Raw genomic sequence first — 21,720 nt, 5'->3', positions numbered from 1 at the left:
TGACTTTCGTCTAAGAAGCCAGAGACCTCAGGCGCGAAGGGCTGCCGCCGGCGATTGCCGGTAGGCGATCATGGCCGGCAGGACGGCGAGGATGGCGGCGAAGACGAGAATGGCAGAGACAAGAAATCCGTCGCCGGCAGCGAACATGACAGGCATGGCAACGCCGCTCTCACCGGAAAGATATCCGGCTATGAACTTTGCGGCACCGAAGCCAAGCGCGAAACCGGAAAGCACACCGGCGGCAATCAGCGCAAACAGTTCGCTCCAGACGATGACAAACACCGCCGTGCGCGGCGCGCCGAAGGCACGAAGCGCCCCGATCTGCCGTCGGCGCTGGCCGACATGCAGGATCGTGACGAGCAGGATCGCGGCTGCGACCAGAACCTGAGCGCCCGTCGTCACTCCCACGAGCACCCGCTTGGCGTCGCCAAGTGTCGCATAGAGGTTCGTCAGCACCTCGCCGGGAAAAACCGCCAGTGTCGAGTTGCTGCGATAGTCCTGCCGGAGCTTGTAGGCGTCGGCGATCGATTTCGGTTTGACGAGGATCGCGGGCAGGCCGGGCGTGGCCTTGCTCCAATTCTCGTCGAGCGCCGCGTCCGCATCGATATGAGGGTGATCCGCCTCGACACCGGACGCGGCCTCGTCATGCGCGTGATCGTCGGCATCATCGTGTTCCGCCGCTTCCATTCCATGCAGCGCCCAGACCGCCTGCATCGGAACCAAAATGGCACGGTCCCAGGCGGTGCCCGTGGGCTTGAGGCGCCCGACAATGCGATAGGCGAGTTCCGTGTGGGCGTGGCCGCCGAGTTCGGCAAGTCCATGGGTCGGCTTGACCGTATAACCGAGTGGCAAATCGACGGCGGCGCCGGCAACCGCTTCACCAAGGGCGGCAAAGGCGCGGCCTTCGGCAAGCTGTTCGAGTTCCGCAAGCAACCCGGTGGAGGTGCCGACAACGGCATAGCCGCCAAAGCTGTCACCGAAGCCGACCGGTGCTGCGGAGGCGACGCGCGGATCGGCAAGAAGGCGCGGCAGAACCGTGCCTTCCATCAGCGGCAGCGGCGAGGGTTGCAGGAAGATCGATGAAAGCACGAGCTGGGTCTCGCTGCCGGGGGCGCCGATCACGAGGTCGAACTTGTCGGCAGCACGCGCACTGCCGAGCCGAAGCGCCCGTTCCTGCAAGGTGACGGCGACGCCGAGCGCCGTCGCCAACGCAACCAGGAGGACGACGACGAGCGAACCGGCCCAGAGGCGGCGCAGATCCGCAAGGATGAAACCGATCATGCCGCGCGCTCCTCGATGAGGCCATCTTCGACGATGCGCCCGGCGGCAAGCCGGATGCGACGGTCCATACGCCGCGTCAGCGCCAGATCGTGCGTCGCAACGATCAGCGTGCAGCCGCTTTCGCGTGAAAGCTCGAGCAGCAGGTCGCCGACGGTCTCGCCGGCGTCGCTGTCGAGGCTGGCGGTCGGCTCGTCGGCAATGACCACACCCGGCTTGCGCAAAAGCGCGCGGGCGATCGCCACCCGCTGCATTTCACCGCGCGACATGGTTTCGATCATCTGGGTCGGCCGGGTGAGGCCGACACGCAGAAGCAGATGTTCAGCACGGGCGCCGACATCACGGCTCATCGCGCCGGAGAGCCTTGTCGGCAGCAGAACGTTGTCCAGAGCACTGAGGCCGGGGAAAAGATGAAAGTCCTGCAGGACCAGACCGATATTGGCGCCGCACCAACGGTCACGACGGCCCTCGGAGAGCGCGCAGATATCGACATCGCCCCAGAGGATGCGGCCCTGTCCGACCCGCTCGAGCCCGGTCAGGATGCTGATCAGCGTGCTTTTGCCGGATCCTGACGCACCTGTGAGCGCCACACGGCTGCCGGCGGCGACGTCAAGGCTGTCGATCGCAAGAGCGGGTGCGGCAAGTCCGGGAAAGCTGACATCGACGCCTGCGAGTTGAAGACCAAGCATGCCCTAGACCGCGTAAAATTGAGACGAGCGCAGACGCAGCAGGCTGACGAATCCGGTCTCCGGATCGGTCCAGGAGCCGACCTCCAGTGTCCCGCGAACCTCGATCGTCTGGCCGGGCGGCACGAAGGTCTGCTTCTCCCCGAGATAGACGACGACGATATTGTCCGGCCAATCGGAATCCGACGAACAAAACGGGCAAAGCGCCATCGGAACTTCCGTCAGCACGAAGAACGCTGCCTCTGCCTTGAGCGGCGGCGCCATGAAGCCGCGCATGCGGACTTCCTGACCGGCAAGGCTCTTCACCTTTGTCGAGAATTCGAGGCCGAGTACACTGACCTTGCCGTAGAGCTCATCGAAAGTGAGACTGGCGTCGGCCAGGGCCGCATGCCCGTCGAACGCGACAACCGCGCCGGCAATCAGGCCGAGCACAGCTCGACGGCTCAAGGATATGGGTGTCGGTAGGGTCATCGTCTTATCGCCAAGAGTACCCCGGCAGCGCATGGGCGTGATGTGGCCGGGAATGAACGTCAGCGTGAAGCCTCCTCCCCGTTTCAGGGAGGAGGCGGGTTTCAAACAATCAGTTGGTCTGCTTCACGCCGAGGGCAAGCGCATCGACGAGAACGCGGTAGACGTCGCTCTGCTCCATGTAGCCTCTGAAGCCCTCGCTGCCCGGACCTTCCGACTGCAGCACGACGTCGTCGACCGTGTGCTGGCCGGTGCTTTCGTCCTTCGGCAGGATGCCGACGCGCAGCACGGCGCCGGGCATGTCCTTGTAAGCTTCGTTGGCGACATACTCGTCCTTCTCGTTCTTCACCGCCGGCTCGAACGGCCCGTCCAGCTTGGGGCTGAAGGTTTCGTAGTAGTCGGGGAAGTTTGAGACGAACATCGCCAGACGACGGCTCGCGTCGATCTTGTCGGGGAAGCCGTCCTTGTTCTCGTCGGTATAGTTCGGGAAGCCCGCCGAAGCGCCTGTTTTGACCTTGTCGCGGCCTTCCTTGCCCTCGACGGTGTCGTCGATGATGCCGAGCAGTGAGACGCCATGGGTATGGTCGCCGGTCACGACAACCAGCGTATCCGGGTTGTTCTTCGCGAACGCGCGGGCAACGCCGACCGCCTGGTCGAACTCGATGGTCTCGACGACGGCGCGCTCCATGTCGAGCGGATGGCTCATCTTGTCGATCGAGGCGCCCTCGACCATCAGGAAGAAGCCGTTTTCGTTCTTCGACAGCCTGTCGAGCGCGGTCTTGATCATGTCGACAAGGCCTGGCTGGCCGGGGAACTTTTCGACCGTGCCCTTCTTCAGGAACTCGCGATCAAGCGTCACGTCCATGTTGCCGGTGTGGAACAGACCGAGAAGCTTGCCGTCGGCGGGCGCATTGGCAAGTTCGCTCTTGTCGGTCGCAAGCGCATAACCGGCTTCCTGGAAAAGCTTGATGTAGTCCTGGTTGTCCTTGCGCTTGGAGCCGGGCGTCTCCTTGCCGAGGAAATAGGCCGAGCCTCCGCCAAGGATGACCTCCGGCTTGACGTCGTAGATCATGCCGACGATCTCGGCCTTGTCGCTGCGGTTGCGGGTGTGGGCGACGACGGCGGCCGGCGTGGCGTCCTCGATTTCCGAGGTCGTGACGAGACCGATCGACTTCTGCGTCTGGCGGCGCAGCGCTTCGGCAATGGTCTCGACCCGTGGATCGTCGAGGCTGTCGGGCGTGCGGTCGCCATAGACGCCCACGGCGTTGATCACGGTCTTGTGGCCGGTCATGTAGGCCGACATGGTGTTGGCGCTGTCGGTGTCGATCGAATTGGTCGCCGACGTGCCGATGAAGGCCATGCGCTCGAGGTCGTCCATGTTGAGGCGGCCATTAGCCTTACCCTCGGTCATGCCCTTCGACATGATGCGGGCGGCGGTGCGGTGCGCAACCGAAAGGCCATCGCCAAGCAGGAAGATGACGTTCTTGACCTTCGGCTGCTCCGCCGTGGCATAGACGTGCCAGGTCACGGTCTTCGTCTCTCCGCCAGCCGTCACTTCGACCTTGTAGCTGCCCGGTGCGCCAATTATAGCGTTGCGCAGGAGCAGGGCCGAACCGAGCTCCTTGTCTTCCTTGCCCTTTTCCATCGCGACATAGGCGGCTTCGGCACCGAGCGCTGCCTTGTAGTCCTGGCCGTTGACGGTCACCTTGATGTCTTCCGCCTTGACGGCGCTCTTGAGCTCGACCTTGAAATCGAACGGGGAACCGGCAAGAATTGTCGCGCGATCAATGGGATAGACGTCTGCGGCCTGAGCGGCGTGGGCCAGAACCGTCGTGGCAAAGAGGGTGGCAAGAAGCATACGCATGGCAATCGTCCCTTTGAGGTGTCGGATTGCGCGGTCGTAACGCCCGGCGATGACAGCGACATGACATTGCGATCACGTTTGCAGGCGCCAAGCATCGCACGCTTGACTCGCCGATAGAAACAATTATTACGAGCCTCGGAAAGGAAGGCATTCCATGCTTCGCCGCGAACACAACTTCGCTGACAGCAGCGTCCTGGCAGAAATCGCCGGGCAGGATATGCGTTTTCCAGCTTCCTTCAAAACAACGGCCAAAACGACGACGAAAACCGTCTGACGTCTCTGGCCCTCCGCTCTCTCCCCGGTTTGGCCGGGGACAGGAACCCTCGCGGCGGATCGCGCGGTTTCCCCCTCCACCCGACGAGGAGAGACAAAAAAGAGAGCTTAGATCATGGGTTTCAAGATTGCAGTCGCAGGCGCCACCGGCAATGTCGGCCGGGAGATGCTGAACATCCTTTCGGAACGCGGCTTTCCCGCCGATGAAGTGGTCGCCCTTGCTTCCGCCCGTTCCCAGGGCACGGAAGTTTCCTTCGGCGACAAGACGCTCAAGGTCAAGAACCTCGAAAACTACGATTTCTCCGATACCGATATCTGCCTGATGTCGGCCGGCGGCGCGGTTTCGCTGAAGTATTCGCCGAAGATCGGCCAGCAGGGTTGCGTCGTCATCGACAATTCCTCGGCCTGGCGTTACGACTCCGAAGTGCCGCTGATCGTGCCGGAAGTGAACCCGGACGCGATCACGCTCTTCACCAAGAAGAACATCATCGCCAATCCGAATTGCTCGACCGCCCAGCTCGTCGTCGCGCTGAAGCCGCTGCACGACCACGCCAAGATCAAGCGCGTCGTCGTCTCGACCTACCAGTCGGTTTCCGGCGCCGGCAAGGACGGCATGGACGAACTCTTCAACCAGACCCGTGCGGTCTTCGTTGCCGACCCGATCGAATCGAAGAAGTTCACCAAGCGCATCGCCTTCAACGTCATTCCGCACATCGACGTCTTCATGGAAGACGGCTACACCAAGGAAGAGTGGAAGGTTCTGGCCGAGACCAAGAAGATGCTCGACCCGAAGATCAAGGTGACCTGCACGGCCGTGCGCGTCCCGGTCTTCATCGGCCATTCGGAATCGGTCAACATCGAGTTCGAAAACGAGATCACCGCTGACGAGGCGCGCGATATCCTGCGCGAAGCACCGGGTTGCCTTGTTGTCGACAAGCACGAGAACGGCGGCTACGTAACGCCTTACGAGTGCGCCGGCGAAGACGCGACCTACATCTCGCGCATCCGCGAAGACGCAACCGTCGAAAACGGCCTCAACATCTGGGTCGTTTCCGATAACCTGCGCAAGGGTGCGGCACTCAACGCGATCCAGATCGCCGAGCTGCTCATCAACCGCGGTCTGATCCGCGCCAAGAAGCAGGCCGCCTGAACAAACAGACGGTAAAGCACGAATAAGAACCCCGCCTGGCCCGTTATCGGCCTGCGGGGTTTCCTGTTTCACGGATCCGTGCGCAAAATTGATCGGATTCACGTGAAACCGTTAGGAAATTTCCGCCAATGAGGGGCGGGTGACAGAGCCGGCAAAGGCTGGCATCTTCCTAACGGCAACCAGATTTGGGCAATGACGGGGTATTTCATGCACACGGCAAAGTGCGTAGCGATTGGGCTTGCGGCCCTGATTTCAACGGCGATCCTTCCGGCGACCGCGTCGGCGGCACAGTGCGGCAACGACGGCAGCGGTTTCGCGGCCTGGATGACGCAGTTCAAGCAGGAAGCCTCCGGCAACGGCATCAGCCCTGCGGCGCTCGACAAGGCGCTCTCCGGCGTTTCCTACAACAAGGCGACGATCCGCGCCGACCGCGGCCAGAAAAGCTTCAAGCTCTCGCTCAGCCAGTTCATGCAGAAGCGTGGCGGTCAGACGATCATCTCGCGCGGCAAGAAGATGAAGGCCCAGAATGCGGCGCTCTTCAACAGCATCGAACGGCGCTACGGCGTACCGGCCGGCCCGCTGATCGCCATCTGGGGCATGGAAACCGGCTTTGGCGGCTTCATGGGCAAGGAGCATACGCTCTCAGCCGTTTCGACGCTCGCCTATGACTGCCGCCGGTCCGACTACTTCACCAACCAGCTCTATGCGGCGCTCCAGCTCGTCCAGCGCGGCGATCTCAGCCCGGCTGCACGCGGCGCTGCCCATGGCGAAATCGGACAGACCCAGTTCCTTCCGGCAAACGTTCTGAAATACGGCGTCGACGGTGACGGCAACGGCCATATCGACATGGTCCGCTCGAAGGCTGACGCGCTTGCTTCGACCGCGAACTTCCTGCGTGGACACGGCTGGCAGCCGGGCGCCGGATATCAGCCGGGACAGGCCAATTTCGGCGCGATCCAGGGCTGGAACGCCGCCAGCGTCTATCAGCAGGCGATCGCCATCATCGGCGCGGAAATTGACGGCGACTAGAGCATTTCCAGGAAAAGTGCGAAGCGGTTTTCCGTCAGGAAATGCGTAGAAACAAGGAGATAGAGCGTTTCTGCGACTCCGCTTAAACCGCAGACGCTCTAACGCATGTTGCGCAAAGGTGCGCAGCGGTTTTGCGATAACGACAGCGCAAAAACAAAAGATCAAAGCTTATGAAATAAAAGAAGCCCGGTTCGAAAGGACCGGGCTTTTTCTCTGGCTTCTATCACATACCTGGACGGGCAAAGTCGCCGCTCTTCGGATCCATCACCCAGAGCTCGCCGGTCGAAATGTCGAACCAGGCGCCGTGAAGCTGGAGCTTGCCCTTCGATTCGAGAATCTGGACGCAGGGGAAGGTGCGAAGATTGGCGATCGAGTTGCGGATGGAAACCCGCTCCAGAGCGCGCTGCCGCTCGGCCTGGGTCATCACGTCATTGCTCTGGATCTGTTCGGCGGACGGTTTCAAGAGGTGCATCCAGCGACCGATGAAGTCACCCGGCGACAGGGGCTCGGCGTCCAGGTCAAGCGCCGCCTTGATGCCGCCGCAGCGTCCGTGGCCCATGACGACGATGTCGCTGACACGCAGAGACTGGACGGCAAATTCCAGAGCTGCCGACGTCGAGTGGTAGTGTCCGTCCGGCTCGTAGGGCGGCATGAGATTGGCGACGTTGCGCACGACGAAGAGCTCGCCCGGGCCGCTGTCGAAGATCGTCTCGGGCGCTGCCCGGGAGTCACAACAGGCAATGACCATGGTCTTGGGCTTCTGCCCGCTATCCGCCAATGTCTTGTAACGCTGCTGCTGTTCGCTGAAGCGACCACTCATGAAGTTATGATAGCCGTTCAGAAGGTGGTCTGGAAAACGCTGCATATCCATCGGTTACCCCGCTGCTGTCGAGAGTTCAATCCACCAAGCCATCCGACGGCGTGCCGTGAACAGCTTCTTCTATTTCCGCCGCATCTGGCTCGGATGCAGCAAGCGCCGCATCTGCACCATCGCCATCGGCGTCGAGAGACTGGACGCATCCTGTTCGAGCGTCAGTTCATCGGCGCCGCGCTTGACCGTGCGCGCGATAATTTCGAACACGCTGGCTGTCGCCATCTGAAGCGCGCGCTCCTCGGAGAGGCCTTCCAGCAGCCGCGCCAGGAACACCGCCGCCAGCAGATCGCCCGTGCCGTTCGGCGGGTTCTCGATCAGCCGGTGTTCGGCGAGCAGCGCATGGTTGCCGGAGAGATAGAGATTTCCCGTCCCGCCCTTCATCATCGGAATCGCCGACGTGACCAGCATGCGCGAGGGACCAAGCCCCAGCGCCGCGTCAAGGATTGCCGCATTGGTCTCGAGCGTCGCGCCGGCAAGCCAGGCCAGTTCGAACCGGTTGGGCGTGGCGAGACTTGCAAGCGGCAACAGCCGGTCGCGGATGGTAATCGCCGTCGCTTCGGGCACGTAGAGCCCTTCGGCATCACCGATCACCGGGTCGCAGGCATAGACGAGATCAGGATTGCGGGCGCGCAAGGCGGTCACCAGCCGGGCAACGCCCTCTGCCTGGCTCGCCGAGTCGAGATAGCCTGACAGGACTGCCCGGACCTCGCCGGCCCAGGGCGCCTGAGCCAGATCGTCGATCACCGACTGGAATTCCGCGTCCGGTATCGTGATGCGCGTCGAATGGCCATGGCCGGGATGCCAGGGCAGAATGACGGTCGGCAGAGCCCAGACGGGATGGCCAAGCGTCTCCAAGGCAAAGACAACCGCCCGATTGCCGACGGTGCCGCGAACCACGTGACTAGAAATGACGATGACGGCACCAGGCAAGGAGGGCATTTCGGGCATCGGCCAGTCCAATCCTTCGATTTGAACTCTGATCACCGACTGTCACCGCCATGTCAACAGGCTATGGCAGACAGGTTCCGCACGAGCCGCTGGCGTTTTCGTGCTTTTTCATCGAAATTCGAGCAATTTTCGCCAATCTGCCTTCGATTTAAATGGATTTAAGCTGTTTTCACGTGAGATTCTCCGATTCTCGGCTCGTTTTTGCCGAAATCGTCATAAAAAGCGGTCGCCATTAGCCAAGGTTCTGATAGGGTCTAGCCTATCATGAATGGGAGAAACTTCATGGGCGTGAAATACAATCCGAAGCGGGACAGACACATCGACGCAGCGAAGGCGGCCGCCATCAAACTGGGCACCGACGCGCTGGCGCCCGAGATCCTCTTCGGCGGGGCCAGCAACGACGACCTCGATCTTTATTCGGCGGACATGCTGGCACTGACGGCGGCCCATGCGAGAAGCGAACTCGCACGCTGGGACGGCGGCAAACCTCAAGTGTCGGTTGAAACCGTGGCCGGCGTTGCGCCTGGCGGCACCGAGGTTTCGATCATTGCCGTCACCGAACACAACATGCCGTTCCTCTTTGATTCGGTCATGGGCGAGGTGACGACCACGCACCGCGATATCCATCTCGCGATCCATCCCATTCTGGTCCAGGAACCGGGCAAGCCCGCCAAGCCGTTCGATCCGGACGAGCCGAGCGATCCGGCACACCGGATCAGCCACATCCAGATCCACCTGAGCAAGTTGACGCCGGTCGAGGCGCAATCGCTCAGCAACCGTATCCGCGATGTGCTCGAACAGGTTCATCAGGCCGTGCACGACTGGCCGGCGATGACGACGCTGCTCGATCACGCGATGAAGGAACTCGAGGACTACAACGCCTCGCGCAAGAAGAGCGACCGCGACGAAGCGCTGGCCTTCCTTCGCTGGCTCAGGGACAACAACTTCACCTTCCTCGGCATGCGCGAATACACCTATTCGGGCAAGGGCGGGAAGGCGACGGTCGAGCGCGGCAAGGGCAGGGGCCTCGGCATCCTTTCCAATCCCGATGTGCGCGTGCTGCGCCAGGGCAAGGACGCAGTTCTGACCACGCCGGAGATTCTGGCCTTCCTCGAAAGCCCGGATTTCCTGATCGTCACCAAGGCCAATGTGAAGTCGGTCGTGCACCGCCGCGCCTATATGGACTACATCGGCGTCAAGCGTTTCGATGCCGACGGCAATGTCGCCGGCGAGCTGCGCATCGTCGGCCTGTTCACCTCCTCGGCCTATACCCGTCAGGCCGCGGAAATCCCGCTGCTGCGCCACAAGATCGAGAAGATCGTCGATCATTTCGGCTACGATCCGCAGAGCCATTCCGGCAAGATGCTGGACAACACGCTCGAATCCTACCCGCGCGACGATCTCTTCCAGATCGACGTCGGCCTGCTCGCCGCCTTCTGCGAACAGATCAACGAGCTCGGCGACCGTCCGCGCATCCGCGTTCTGCCACGCATCGACCATTTCGACCGCTTCGTTTCGGTCATCGTCTTCGTACCGCGCGAGCAATATGATTCCGACGTTCGCGAGAAGATCGGGGACTATCTGAAGACGGCTTATGACGGTCGTGTTTCGGCCTACTACCCGGCCTTCCCCGAGGGCGGTCTGGCGCGCGTGCACTTCATCATCGGCCGGACCAGCGGCAAGACGCCGCGCATCCCCCAGGCCAAGCTCGAGGAGGCCGTGCGAGGCATCGTCACGCGCTGGATCGATCGCTTCGACCTGCTTGCCCGCAAGGATGGCATCGAGCTCAGCGTTGGCGAAGCCTACCAGGCGGCCTTTGCACCGGCCGAAGCCTATGCCGATCTCGCCGATATCGCCGCCTGCAAGGCGGAAGATCCGATCCGGATCTCGTTCTACCACTACAACCGCCCGGTCAATCGTCCTGATACGGCCGAGCTGAAGATCTTCCACGCCGGCGAACCCGTATCGCTTTCGCGCCGCGTGCCGCTGCTCGAAAATCTCGGCTTCCGGGTCATCAGCGAGCAGACCTACGACCTCAACGTCGGCAAGCATGGCGAGGACCAGCATCGCGTCGTGCTGCACGACATGGAGTTGATCCATCGCGACGGCCATGCGCTCAATCTCGACAAGTCGGGTGCGGCGCTCGAGGAAGCCTTCCTCGCCGCCTGGAACGGCACGATCGAGGATGATAACTTCAACAGGCTGATCCTGCTCGCCGGCTTGAACGCCCGCGAAGTGACGGTGCTGCGTGCCTATGCCCGCTACCTCCGCCAGGCCGGCATCACCTATTCGCAGGGCTATATCGCCGACACGCTGAACAAATATCCGGCGATTGCCGCCGATATCTTCAAGCTGTTCGTCACCCGCATGGACCCGGCGATCGAGGAGAAGCCGCGTGCCAAGAAGTGCAACGCCCTGATCGCATCGATCGAGACCGCACTGTCGGCGGTACCGAGCCTCGACGAGGACCGGATCCTGCGCCGCTACGTCAACGCCATCGAGGCGACGCTCCGCACCAATTACTTCCAGAAGGATGCCGACGGAAAGCCGCGTGCGGTCCTTGCCGTCAAGCTCGATCCCAAGCAGCTCGAAGGCTTGCCCGAGCCGCGTCCGTTCCGCGAAATCTTCGTCTACGGCACCGAAGTCGAAGGCGTGCATCTGCGTTTCGGCAAGGTCGCCCGTGGCGGTCTTCGCTGGTCCGACCGCGCACAGGACTACCGCACCGAAGTACTGGGCCTGGTGAAGGCACAGCAGGTCAAGAACGCCGTCATCGTGCCCGTTGGCGCCAAGGGTGGCTTCTACCCGAAGCAGCTGCCGGTTGGCGGCAACCGCGACGAGGTGTTCAAGGCCGGAACCGAAGCCTACAAGACCTTCATCCGCACGATGCTGTCGGTCACCGACAACATTGTCGGCCAGGATGTCGTGCCGCCGGCCGACACGCTGCGCCGCGACGGTGACGATCCCTACTTCGTCGTTGCCGCCGACAAGGGCACGGCGACCTTCTCGGACACGGCCAACGGCCTGGCCCAGGAAGCAGGCTTCTGGCTCGATGACGCGTTCGCCTCAGGCGGATCGGCCGGCTACGACCACAAGAAGATGGGCATCACCGCCCGTGGCGCCTGGGAGACCGCCAAGCGGCACTTCCGCGAGATGGACATCGACATCCAGACCACTCCCTTCACCGTCGCCGGCGTCGGCGACATGTCGGGCGACGTCTTCGGCAACGGCATGCTGCTTTCGGAAAAGATCCGTCTGCTCGCGGCCTTCGACCATCGCGACATCTTCATCGATCCGAATCCGGATACGGATGTTTCCTTCGCCGAACGCAAGCGCATGTTCGCCCTGCCACGTTCGAGCTGGCAGGACTATGATCGCAAGACGCTCTCCGAAGGCGGGATGATCATTTCCCGCGCCGAAAAGTCGGTGACGCTGACACCGGAAGCCATGGCGGCGATCTGCATCGACAAGCAGAAGGCCACGCCGTTCGAGATCATGAACGCGATCCTGAAGAGCCAGGTCGATCTTCTCTGGTTCGGCGGCATCGGCACCTATGTGCGCGGCAGCAACGAGACGGATGCCGAGGTTGGCGACCGCGCCAACGACGCGATCCGTGTGGTCGCCGAAGAGGTCCGCGCCCGTGTCATCGGCGAGGGCGCAAACCTCGGCGTGACCCAGAAGGGCCGTATCGGCTTCGGCCTCAATGGCGGTCGCTGCAACTCCGACGCCATCGACAACTCGGCGGGCGTCAACTCGTCCGACGTCGAGGTCAACATCAAGATCGCGCTGGCCTCGGCGATGCGCGACGGTCGCCTGACCCGGCCGAAGCGCAACACGCTGCTGGCGTCGATGACCGAGGAAGTCGGCCATCTCGTACTGCGCAACAACTACGAGCAGTCGCTGGCAATCTCGCTCACCGAACTGCAGGGTACCGGAAACCGCACGACGCTCGGCCGCCTGATGACGCGACTCGAAGCCGACGGCCACCTCAACCGCAAGGTTGAGACGCTGCCGACCGACCAGGTCATGACCGAGCGCTATCAGGCCGGCAAGCCGCTGACACGCGCGGAGATCGGCGTCCTCCTGTCCTACTCGAAGCTGGTGCTGTTCGACGAGCTGATCGCCAGCGAGCTTCCCGACGACCCGTATTTCACGGCGACCCTGGAACGCTACTTCCCCGGCAAGATGCGCAAGACTTATGCCGGCGACATCCACGGCCACCGGCTGCGCCGCGAGATCATCGCGACGGTGCTGGCCAACGAAACCATCAATCGCGGCGGCCCCGCTTTCGTCTCGACCTTGACGGATGCCACCGGCTTCCTCTCGGCAGACGTCGTCAAGGCGGCTGTTTTGGCACTCGATGGCTTCGACCTGCCGCGGATCTATGACGAGATCGATGCCCTGGACAATCGCATCAGCGGCGCCCTCCAGAATGCGCTCTACCAGGAAGTCGGGCGCATCTTCACGCTCGTGACGGAGCGGGCCCTGCGCACCCATGCGGCAACGGGTTCGGTTTCGGAAGCCGTGACGCGCCTGCGCGACGGGCTGCAGAAGCTGCGCAGCACCATGCGCACCGCGATTTCAGGCGAAACCGCCGACGAAGCTCGGGTAAAGACCGCAGCCTTCGTCGAGGGCGGCGTGCCGGAGAAACTGGCGGATGAGATCCTGGAACTGGCGCTGATGACCCTCGTGCCCGAAATCATGCAGATATCAGCTGAAACCGGCGAGACGCTGAGCCGCACGGCACAGGGTTATTTTGCCGTCACCGAAACGCTGCGGATCAACCGCCTGCTGGCGGCAGCCGACCGCGTACCGGCAACCGAGCAGTTCGAGGCAATGGCGCTGTCGCGCGCGATCTCGGACATTGCCGGCGCCAGACGCGACATCACCGCAGCGGCGCTGCGCGAGCAGAAGAGCGAGCGCAATCCCGTCCAGGCCTGGCAGGAAAACGACCGCGAACGCGTTTCACGCGCGGGCGGCCAGCTGACGCTCCTGACTGAGAAGGGCGAGACCACGCTTGCCAAGATCACGGTTGCCGCGGGTCTGCTCAACGACCTTGCACGCGGCAGGGTGAAATGACACAGTCCGCCCCGGACTACAGCGCCGGGCGTCTTATTAGACGCGCAAAGGTCGCTGTAGCAGTTTGAATTGCTGCATGGTTTAATCCTTAAATCGAATAGGATTTAAGGAAACATGCAGTAGCGCAAGATCGGGCCGGGGATGCTCCGTCAACCCGGTCTCGATGAGCGAGATATGACGATCTTTCTGCGCCGCGCGTTCATTAGAACGCACGGCGCAGTCATTTCCGGGAGGGGTAATTGGCGATTTCGGCGGACAGGGCTGCAGACAAGCCGGGAACGACCCGTCTCGGCATTGCCGGATGGATGCTGTTCGACTGGGCGGCCCAACCGTTCTTCACGGTGATCACCACCTTCATCTTCGGCCCCTACTTCGTTTCCCGGCTGACTGAGGATCATGCTATCGGCCAGGCGATGTGGGGCTATACGCTCACCATTTCCGGCATCATCATCGCCATTCTCTCCCCGGTTCTCGGCTCGATCGCCGACGCCACCGGACCGCGCAAGCCGTGGATCGGCTTTTTCGCCATCATCAAGATCGTATCGCTGGCGATGCTCTGGTTTGCCGCCCCCGGCTCACCGATCATCTACGCCGTCATCTTCATGGTGCTGGCCACCGTCGCTGCCGAATTCTCGATCGTGTTCAATGATTCGATGATGACGCGACTTGTGGACGAGAAGGACATCGGCCGCATTTCCAACATCGCCTGGGGCCTCGGCTATCTCGGCGGGATGATCGTGCTCATCGCTGTCGTGGCGCTTCTTGCCGGAAATCCGGAAACCGGCAAGACCGCTCTCGGCATCGATCCGCTGTTTGGGCTCGATCCGGCAAAGGGCGAGGACGCGCGCATCACCGGGCCGATATCGGCGCTCTGGTACCTCGTGTTCATCATTCCGATGTTCCTGTTCACGCCGGATGCGACCAAGGCGACCATGTCGCTTGCAGGGGCGACCCGAACGGGACTGCGCGAACTGAAAGGCACACTCGGCGAACTCAGGCAAAGGCGCGGCATCCTGCGCTTCCTCATCGCCCGCATGATCTTTCAGGATGGGGTCAATGGCCTGCTGGCACTGGGCGGCACCTTCGCCGCCGCCATGTTCGCCTGGCAAACCATGGAACTCGGCATCTATGGCATCATCCTCAACGTCGTTGCCATCGGTGGCTGCCTCTATGCAAGCAAGCTCGATGCCCGGCTCGGTTCAAAGACCATCGTGATCGCCAGCCTGGTCTGCCTGATCATTGCCACGCTTGGCATCGTCTCGACAGGACCGGGCTTCACCTTCTTCGGTCTGCTTCCCCTGCCGACGGACGATTCGGGCGGCATCTTCGGCACTGCAGCCGAGAAGGCCTATATCGTCTACGGCCTGCTCGTCGGTATCGCCTTCGGGCCGGTTCAGGCGTCGTCGCGCTCCTATCTGGCGCGCAGCGTCAGCCTGGACGAAGCAGGGCGCTACTTTGGTCTCTATGCACTTTCCGGCCGTGCGACGTCGTTTCTTGCGCCCGCGTCGGTCGCCACGATCACGCTCATGACCGGCTCCGCCCGCATCGGCATGATGGCGCTCGTCGTCTTCCTCGTCCTCGGTTTTCTGATCCTGCTGCGCACGCCTTATCCGGCGAATGCCGGACATACGAAAGCCGCCGCGTCCTGGGGACGCGACGGCTCTGAGGAATAAAACTCGGACTTTACTACAGCGCCGTGCGTCTTATTAACGCGCAAAGGTCGCTGTAGCACTTTGAATTGCTGCATGTTTTTATCCTTAAATCGAATAGGATTTATGGAAACATGCAGTAGCAACTGAAAATGCAACCGATCCGGTTTAGTGGCGGAAGTGGCGCATACCGGTGAAGACCATCGCAACGCCATGCTCGTCGGCCGCGGCAATCACTTCCTCGTCGCGCATCGAACCACCGGGCTGGATCACCGCCGTGGCACCGGCAGCGATCGCCGACAGCAAGCCATCGGCAAACGGCAGGAAAGCCTCGGAGGCGACGGCCGAGCCGCGCGTCAACGGCGTTGCGAGGCCGAGCGCCTTGGCGGCTTCTTCGGCCTTGATCGCGGCGATGCGGGCCGAATCGACCCGGCTCATCTGCCCGGCGCCGATGCCTGCGGTCTGGCCATCCTTGGCATAGACGACGGCGTTCGACTTGACGTGTTTTGCCACCTTGAAGGCAAACTTCATGTCTTCCAGTTCCTGCGCCGTCGGTGCACGCTTGGTCACCACCTTCAGCTCCAGGTCTTCGACCATGCCGTTGTCGCGGGTCTGGACGAGAAGGCCGCCGGATACGGTCTTGGCGGAAAGGCCGGGGATGCGCGGATCCGGCAGGGCGCCCGTGGTCAAGAGCCGCAGGTTCGGCTTGCGGGCGATGACGGCCTTGGCCTCATCGCTGACCTCAGGCGCGATGATCACTTCGGTAAAGAGCTTGACGATCGCTTCGGCCGTTTCCGCATCGAGCATCTGGTTGAGCGCGATGATGCCGCCAAAAGCTGAGGTGGAATCGCAGGCAAGCGCGCGTCGATAAGCTTCGACCAGCGTCGGGGCCGTGGCCACGCCGCAAGGATTGGCATGCTTGATGATCGCCACGGCCGGGGCTTTTTCCGGCAGGAACTCGGCGACGAGTTCGAAGGCGGCATCGGTGTCGTTGATGTTGTTGTAGGAAAGCTGCTTGCCCTGCAGCAGCTTAGCTGTGGCAACGCCCGGACGGTTCTCGCCGGTGACGTAGAAGCCCGCCTTCTGGTGCGGATTCTCACCGTAGCGCATCTCCTCCTTCAAGACGCCGCCGAGAACGCGGTGGCGCGGCATCGGCGTGTCGAGCGCCTCGGCAAACCAGTTGGAAATGGCTGCGTCATAGGCGGCCGTGCGGGCATAGGCCTTGGCCGCCATCTTCTGGCGGAAGGCATAGGTCGTCGCGCCTGCTGCAAGTTCTTCGAGCAGGACCGGATAGTCGGCCGGATCGGTGACAATTGTGACATAGGCGTGGTTCTTGGCGGATGCGCGGATCATCGCCGGGCCGCCGATATCGATGTTCTCGACCGTCGTCGGATAATCGCCGCCCTGCGCGCGAACCTCCTCGAAGGGATAGAGATTGATCACCGCCAGATCGATCGCGGTGATGCCATGTGCCGACATCGCCGCCTGATGCTCGGCATCGTCGCGGATTGCCAGCAGGCCGCCATGCACGCCCGGGTGAAGGGTTTTGACCCGGCCATCCATAACCTCGGGAAAGCCGGTGAGTTCGGCGACGTCGCTGACTGGCAACCCCGCCTGCGACAGTGCCTTGTGGGTGCCGCCGGTCGAAACCAGACGTACGCCTTTTTCATGCAGCGCACGGGCAAGCTCGACGACACCGGTCTTGTCGGACACGGAAAGAAGAGCGGTCCGGACTGGAACCTCGTTCGGGGCGGGAATTTTCTTGGAGGCGACAGCCATCAACCATGCTCCTTTGGCGGCGCCGGACGCCCGGGAGGATGCTCCGGCGATTGGGATGGCTGCCCGTTAGCATAGCTTGCCGGCCGAAGAAACCTCGGCAGGCCAACATCCTAAAATAAGGGGCGCAGTTGGCCTCAGTTCGTGCGCGAGAAGGTCCATTGGATCTCCGGCTGCCTGGCAACGGCGAAGGTCACCGTCAGCTGCGACGAGGCGCGAATGCCCGAGGGATCGGCAAAGAAGATGTCTTCCTCGACCGCCAGCTCGCCGTCCTGGCAGGCAAACAGCCAGATTTCACCATCGGGCGCGGTCAGATAGATCTCGCGGCCGTTGTTCTGGCGAATAGTGACGGCCGGGTGGATATGGAAGCGGGCGACTGCCACGGCCAGGTTCGTTTCATCAGGATCGCTGCCGTCGGCGCGCGAAAGCCGGTCACGCCCACGGATCATCCGGCCGCCGTTCAGCACGCCGATGTCGCGCTCGTGCAGGAGCCCAAAGGACGAGAGATAACCGTCATGGTTTGCCATGACGGATTCCTGGCGGCCCGGTTCGTCCTTGCGCTCGACGACGACGCGCGAGACGCCGCTGGTGATGATCGGGCCCAGAAACCGTGACTGCGAGAAGCGTGAGGAGGACGTGTCGTTGACGGTCACGGTGGAGTGGGCGGCGGTCATCCGTGCCATCTGGCGGAATCGTTCGCCGGCAAATTTCGGCGCGCCCGAATTGATCACGAAACGCGTCTTGCCCGAGGACATTTCGAACGAGAGGCAGCCGGCATGGGCGCTACGCGACAGGTCGACTGAAAGCGGCCGGCCGGTATCGACGATGACCACGGTGTTTTCGATCGACAGGCGCTCGTAATGCGCGAGAGGCAGCGAGCGGAATGGCTCGCCGGCGGTTTCATCATAGCGCAGCACCGAGGCAAGCTCATGCGCCAGCACCGAGGTCGCGCCGTTGAAAAGCGCCAGTTCGCCGCCCTGGTGGCGGAAGAAGCGCAGTGCCGGATACATACGATCGATGCAAGGGATCAGGCGCGACGGCACGTCATGCCCCAGATTGACATAGGTCTGGCGCAGCGGCAGCAGGTCGAGCAGCAACTCAAGCCCGGCCCGCGGGCTGCGCGAAAAGTGGCTGCCGTCGGCGAGAATCTGCCGATCAAGCTCGAAATCGAGATGGCGCGACGCCTTGCGGATCGCCGACGGCGTCGACGGCATCGAAACCGATGCCATGGCAAGCGCCATCCGCACACGCAGGCGAGCCTCGCCATCCCTGACCGTTTCGGCAATGTGACGGAGATAACGAACCTGGAAGGCCAGGCTTTTCAGGAAGCGGCGATAAAAGCCGTGCTCGGCATTGCGCAGGACCACCGGCGAATGCGAGAGCCATGCGATGATGCGCTGGGCGATGACGTCGGCATCCCAGGCAATGCCTCCGAAATTGCGGCCGTGGGTGGCAATCCAGTCGTCAACGATCTGCCGCAGGCGCACGAAGCCGGCATCCTCGCGGATCGCCCGCAGATGCCTGAGCCAGCCGAACGAATGCAGGCGGGTGGCAAATTCCAGCGACGGCAGGTCGATCTCGAAGGGCGATTCGCCCTCGGTGTCGAGCACCCGCCCAGCCAGCGGAAAGCGACCCTCGAGGATCTCCTCGGCAACGAAGGGATCGACGGCTCTGAGGTCCGTCGGCGCAACGATCAGGCGGCCGGGCGTCGATCCGGTAAAGCGCAGCGACGAGACGCGGCCGACCGAAAGTCGCCGCGACACGCGGCGCCAACCTTCGCGCGCATACAGATAAGAAAGCCTTCGCCTGCCGGAAAACACCATCAACGCCCGTCGATTTCCTTAATCCTGAAGCAAGCCGTTCGAGACGAACGAACGGCTGCATCGGCTTCGCGCCAGTATCACTCGCGCAGGGTTGCCCGAAAATCCCTATTCGATCTCCGGTACGCACGATGCGCCGTTTCAAAATGTCAGAGCGTTCTTCTCTGTCCGAAAGGACGCGCGGCGCTCCGCGTGAACTCTGGATGGTGCCGGAAAGATCATTAAACTTTTATCAATTTTATCGTCTTTGATAGGCTCATGGCCTTAAAGCGTCAAATGACGCGCCAAAACAGCCCGTGGCCGAGCCTTTCCGAAGAACGAATCGACTTTTCCAGACTTATTTGCGGCGAATCACGGCGGCGTAGAATCCGTCGAGTCCACCGGCAAAGGGTGGATCGAGCGGGAACATCGATGGCGTGGTGCGCACTTCGCCGAGCGGGGTGATCGCATCTTCAAGGCCCTGCCAATTCTCAGCCAGAACCGGCACCCGCTCATAATCATCGCCGGCTGCGACCACCCGGTCGACCACTTCCTCGCCTTCGCGTGGGTCAAGCGAGCAATTGGAGAACACGACGATGCCGCCCGGCTTGACCACCGTCAGCGCGTGGCGCAGCAGGCGCTCCTGAAGCAGCGCAAGCTTCTCGATGTCCTCCGGACCCTTGGTCCAAAGCACATCCGGGTGACGGCGGGTCGTTCCGGTCGACGAACAGGGGGCATCGAGCAAGGCGGCATCGAAAAGTTCGTCCGGCCGAAAGTCGGCCATGTTGGTCTCTTTCATCTGCGCTTCCAGGCCCAATCGCTCGAGATTGCCCTTCAGACGCCTCAGCCGGCTCGACGACTGATCAAGCGCCGTCACCTCGGCACCGGCGAGGATAAGCTGCGCCGTCTTACCACCGGGTGCCGCGCAGAGATCGACGACGGTCTTCCCGGCAATCGACCCGAAAAGACGGGCAGGGATGGATGCGGCCGCATCCTGAACCCACCACTCGCCATCGGAGAATCCGGCTAAGGAGGGGATAGAGCCCGAGAATTCTGCAAGGCGGACTGAGCCTGTCGGCAGCACCGTACCGCCGAGCCGCTCGGCCCAGGCATCCGGATCCGACTTGACAGTCAGATCGATCGCCGCTGGGGTCAGTTGCGCTTCGGCGATGAGATCGGCCTGTTCGCGTCCATAACGCTCGACCAGCCTGTCGAAGAACCAGTCCGGCATCGCAGGAACGGTTCGCAGATTTTCCAGGATCGTGTCCTTCTCGCGCGACAGGCGGCGAAGGATGGCATTGACCAGATTGGCAAACCGGCGGTTTCGCGGATCGGCCTGCGCCTGCTCGACGGCAAGATCGACGGCGGAATGATCAGGAACGTCGAGATAGAGGATCTGCGCGGCAGCCACTGCGAGCACATGGTCGAGAGCGCGCGCGCCTTCCGGAAGCGGCGTCTGCAGCATCGAGCCGATTGCCGCCTGGATGCGCGGCAGATGACGCAATGCCGAATTGAGAATGGCGCGCACCAGCGCCCGGTCGGCCTCGCTCAGTTCGCGGTAGGCCGGATTTCCGTGCTCATGATCGAGCATGCCATCGAGCGAGGTCTTGCGATCGACGACCGCCCCGAGAATCTTGGCCGCTGCCTGTCGCGTGCGCAGTCCGGGCTTCTCCGGACCGCGCTGCTCTTGCGCAGGCCTCTTCGACTTTGCCGGCTCCTTGCGCGAGCGGTTTTGTTTCGGACGTGAATCGTTGTTGTTTTCGGCAGACATCAGGACCAGGGACCTTTCGGCGGTTCGGAACCACCGCGACCCCAACCGGTAGAGGGAACAGAGCGCGATTTGCGCACCGGATTATCAGCCCGAACCGGCGGCGTCGACCCCATGGACATCTCCTGCGCCATCTGTTGCAGGGCCGCAATCCGGTTTTCAGTGTTCGGATGGGTCGAATACAGGTTGTCCATGCGCTCGCCTGAGAGCGGATTGATGATGAACATATGCGCGGTTGCCGGGTTGCGCTCGGCATCGTCATTGTGAATCCGATGGGCAGCACCAGCGATCTTCTGCAGCGCCGAGGCGAGAGCCAGGGGCTTGCCACAGATTTCGGCGCCACGGCGATCGGCGGAATATTCCCGGGTACGGCTGATCGCCATCTGCACCAGCATGGCCGCCATCGGCGCGACGATCATTGCAATCAGCACCCCGACAAAACCGAGCGGGTTGTTGTTGTTGTTGTTTTCGCGATTGCCGCCAAACAGGAAGGCGAAGTTGCCCAGCATCGAAATGGCGCCGGCAAGCGTGGCTGTCAGCGTCATTGTCAGGGTATCGCGGTTCTGGACGTGCGCCAGTTCATGCGCCATGACGCCGGCGACCTCGTCGTAGGAGAGCGCGTTGAGCAGTCCGGTCGAGGCGGCAACGGCGGCGTTCTGCGGGTTGCGTCCGGTTGCAAAGGCGTTCGGCTGCGGGTTGTCGATGACATAGACCCGCGGCATCGGCAGGCCGGCATTCTCAGCGAGATCGCGCACGATGCCGTAATATTCCGGGGCGCTGCGTTCATCGACCTCCTGCGCACGGTACATGCGCAGCACCATGCGGTCGGAATACCAGTACGAGAAGAAATTCATACCGGCGGCGATGACGAACGCAATCATCATGCCGCCACGTCCACCAATGGCGAAGCCAACCGCCATGAACAGGGCGGTCATCACTGCAAGCAGCATGGCGGTGCGAACGAGGTTCATGAAGAGGCTCCGGGTCGTCGACGTTTCACGTGAATCAGGGTTTCCGTTCGGACAACGGCGCCTTATATGATGGGTGCAAATGCCCCGTTCTTCAATACAGATGCACGAATC

The 21,720-nt window shown here is 62.3% G+C and carries 14 protein-coding genes; 4 read left to right on the top strand and 10 right to left on the bottom strand.

Features of this window, described 5'->3' with window-relative positions; translation table 11 throughout:
- Positions 1–27 precede the first annotated feature (27 nt).
- The 4 genes from ASD52_RS25465 to ASD52_RS25450 all read right to left on the bottom strand — a co-directional run bounded on the left by ASD52_RS25465 (position 28) and on the right by ASD52_RS25450 (position 4,296).
- Entirely contained in the window at positions 28–1,281 is a 1,254-nt protein-coding gene (locus ASD52_RS25465) for an FtsX-like permease family protein (protein ID WP_025425272.1), read from the bottom strand.
- Positions 1,278–1,967 (bottom strand): ATP-binding cassette domain-containing protein, encoded by a 690-nt coding sequence (locus tag ASD52_RS25460; protein WP_025425273.1) that lies wholly within the window; start codon positions 1,965–1,967, stop codon positions 1,278–1,280. The genes ASD52_RS25465 and ASD52_RS25460 overlap by 4 nt, the downstream gene beginning before the upstream one ends.
- Before the next feature lie 3 nt (positions 1,968–1,970).
- Positions 1,971–2,435, bottom strand: a complete 465-nt coding sequence (locus ASD52_RS25455; protein ID WP_025425274.1) for a hypothetical protein — start codon at positions 2,433–2,435, stop codon at positions 1,971–1,973.
- 109 nt (positions 2,436–2,544) lie between these two features.
- A complete protein-coding gene (locus ASD52_RS25450) occupies positions 2,545–4,296 on the bottom strand; it encodes an alkaline phosphatase (RefSeq protein WP_025425275.1) in 1,752 nt (583 codons plus the stop codon).
- A gap of 388 nt (positions 4,297–4,684) precedes the next feature.
- On the opposite strand from ASD52_RS25450, the gene ASD52_RS25445 reads away from it, so the two are divergent.
- The gene (locus ASD52_RS25445) at positions 4,685–5,719 is read left to right on the top strand and encodes an aspartate-semialdehyde dehydrogenase (RefSeq protein WP_025425276.1); all 1,035 of its coding nucleotides are present in this window, start codon (positions 4,685–4,687) and stop codon (positions 5,717–5,719) included.
- A 207-nt stretch (positions 5,720–5,926) separates the two neighbouring features.
- Positions 5,927–6,748 (top strand): lytic transglycosylase domain-containing protein, encoded by an 822-nt coding sequence (locus ASD52_RS25440; protein WP_025425277.1) that lies wholly within the window; start codon positions 5,927–5,929, stop codon positions 6,746–6,748.
- 223 nt (positions 6,749–6,971) lie between these two features.
- On the opposite strand, the gene ASD52_RS25435 is transcribed toward ASD52_RS25440, so the two are convergent.
- Together ASD52_RS25435 and pdxY are read right to left on the bottom strand one after the other, a co-directional pair.
- Positions 6,972–7,619, bottom strand: coding sequence for a carbonic anhydrase (locus ASD52_RS25435; RefSeq protein ID WP_025425278.1), 648 nt, complete (start codon positions 7,617–7,619; stop codon positions 6,972–6,974).
- Between the two features lie 69 nt (positions 7,620–7,688).
- The gene (gene pdxY / locus ASD52_RS25430) at positions 7,689–8,570 is read right to left on the bottom strand and encodes a pyridoxal kinase PdxY (RefSeq protein WP_057226314.1); all 882 of its coding nucleotides are present in this window, start codon (positions 8,568–8,570) and stop codon (positions 7,689–7,691) included.
- A 282-nt stretch (positions 8,571–8,852) separates the two neighbouring features.
- Between pdxY and ASD52_RS25425 the strand changes: the two genes are divergently transcribed.
- Together ASD52_RS25425 and ASD52_RS25420 are read left to right on the top strand one after the other, a co-directional pair.
- Positions 8,853–13,646 carry an NAD-glutamate dehydrogenase gene (locus tag ASD52_RS25425; RefSeq protein WP_025425280.1) on the top strand — a complete coding sequence of 1,598 codons (4,794 nt, stop codon included), beginning with the start codon at positions 8,853–8,855 and terminating at the stop codon, positions 13,644–13,646.
- 239 nt (positions 13,647–13,885) lie between these two features.
- A complete protein-coding gene (locus ASD52_RS25420) occupies positions 13,886–15,319 on the top strand; it encodes an MFS transporter (RefSeq protein WP_025425281.1) in 1,434 nt (477 codons plus the stop codon).
- Positions 15,320–15,463: 144 nt separating this feature from the next.
- Here ASD52_RS25420 and purH read toward each other — a convergent pair whose 3' ends face one another.
- The 4 genes from purH to htpX all read right to left on the bottom strand — a co-directional run bounded on the left by purH (position 15,464) and on the right by htpX (position 21,609).
- Positions 15,464–17,074 (bottom strand): bifunctional phosphoribosylaminoimidazolecarboxamide formyltransferase/IMP cyclohydrolase, encoded by a 1,611-nt coding sequence (purH, locus tag ASD52_RS25415; protein WP_025425282.1) that lies wholly within the window; start codon positions 17,072–17,074, stop codon positions 15,464–15,466.
- Between the two features lie 134 nt (positions 17,075–17,208).
- The gene (locus ASD52_RS25410; protein ID WP_025425283.1) at positions 17,209–18,894 is read right to left on the bottom strand and encodes a heparinase II/III family protein; all 1,686 of its coding nucleotides are present in this window, start codon (positions 18,892–18,894) and stop codon (positions 17,209–17,211) included.
- A 334-nt stretch (positions 18,895–19,228) separates the two neighbouring features.
- The gene (locus ASD52_RS25405; RefSeq protein WP_025425284.1) at positions 19,229–20,641 is read right to left on the bottom strand and encodes an RsmB/NOP family class I SAM-dependent RNA methyltransferase; all 1,413 of its coding nucleotides are present in this window, start codon (positions 20,639–20,641) and stop codon (positions 19,229–19,231) included.
- Positions 20,641–21,609 (bottom strand): zinc metalloprotease HtpX, encoded by a 969-nt coding sequence (gene htpX, locus ASD52_RS25400; protein WP_057225780.1) that lies wholly within the window; start codon positions 21,607–21,609, stop codon positions 20,641–20,643. The genes ASD52_RS25405 and htpX overlap by 1 nt, the downstream gene beginning before the upstream one ends.
- Between the last annotated feature and the right edge of the window lie 111 nt (positions 21,610–21,720).

Source organism: Ensifer sp. Root142, from assembly GCF_001426785.1.
GTDB lineage: Bacteria > Pseudomonadota > Alphaproteobacteria > Rhizobiales > Rhizobiaceae > Ensifer > Ensifer canadensis.
The sequence above is the reverse complement of the archived record's forward strand: the minus strand, read 5'-3'. Positions and strand labels throughout refer to the sequence as shown.

What these genes read in the sequence shown, in the direction of transcription:
- ASD52_RS25465 (WP_025425272.1), bottom strand. Translation starts at nt 1,281, where the DNA reads ATGATCGGTTTCATCCTTGCGGATCTGCGCCGCCTCTGGGCCGGTTCG.
- ASD52_RS25425 (WP_025425280.1), top strand. Translation starts at nt 8,853, where the DNA reads ATGGGCGTGAAATACAATCCGAAGCGGGACAGACACATCGACGCAGCG.
- ASD52_RS25445 (WP_025425276.1), top strand. Translation starts at nt 4,685, where the DNA reads ATGGGTTTCAAGATTGCAGTCGCAGGCGCCACCGGCAATGTCGGCCGG.
- purH (WP_025425282.1), bottom strand. Translation starts at nt 17,074, where the DNA reads ATGGCTGTCGCCTCCAAGAAAATTCCCGCCCCGAACGAGGTTCCAGTC.
- ASD52_RS25405 (WP_025425284.1), bottom strand. Translation starts at nt 20,641, where the DNA reads ATGTCTGCCGAAAACAACAACGATTCACGTCCGAAACAAAACCGCTCG.
- ASD52_RS25440 (WP_025425277.1), top strand. Translation starts at nt 5,927, where the DNA reads ATGCACACGGCAAAGTGCGTAGCGATTGGGCTTGCGGCCCTGATTTCA.
- ASD52_RS25460 (WP_025425273.1), bottom strand. Translation starts at nt 1,967, where the DNA reads ATGCTTGGTCTTCAACTCGCAGGCGTCGATGTCAGCTTTCCCGGACTT.
- ASD52_RS25450 (WP_025425275.1), bottom strand. Translation starts at nt 4,296, where the DNA reads ATGCGTATGCTTCTTGCCACCCTCTTTGCCACGACGGTTCTGGCCCAC.
- ASD52_RS25455 (WP_025425274.1), bottom strand. Translation starts at nt 2,435, where the DNA reads ATGACCCTACCGACACCCATATCCTTGAGCCGTCGAGCTGTGCTCGGC.
- htpX (WP_057225780.1), bottom strand. Translation starts at nt 21,609, where the DNA reads ATGAACCTCGTTCGCACCGCCATGCTGCTTGCAGTGATGACCGCCCTG.
- ASD52_RS25410 (WP_025425283.1), bottom strand. Translation starts at nt 18,894, where the DNA reads ATGGTGTTTTCCGGCAGGCGAAGGCTTTCTTATCTGTATGCGCGCGAA.
- ASD52_RS25435 (WP_025425278.1), bottom strand. Translation starts at nt 7,619, where the DNA reads ATGGATATGCAGCGTTTTCCAGACCACCTTCTGAACGGCTATCATAAC.
- pdxY (WP_057226314.1), bottom strand. Translation starts at nt 8,570, where the DNA reads ATGCCCGAAATGCCCTCCTTGCCTGGTGCCGTCATCGTCATTTCTAGT.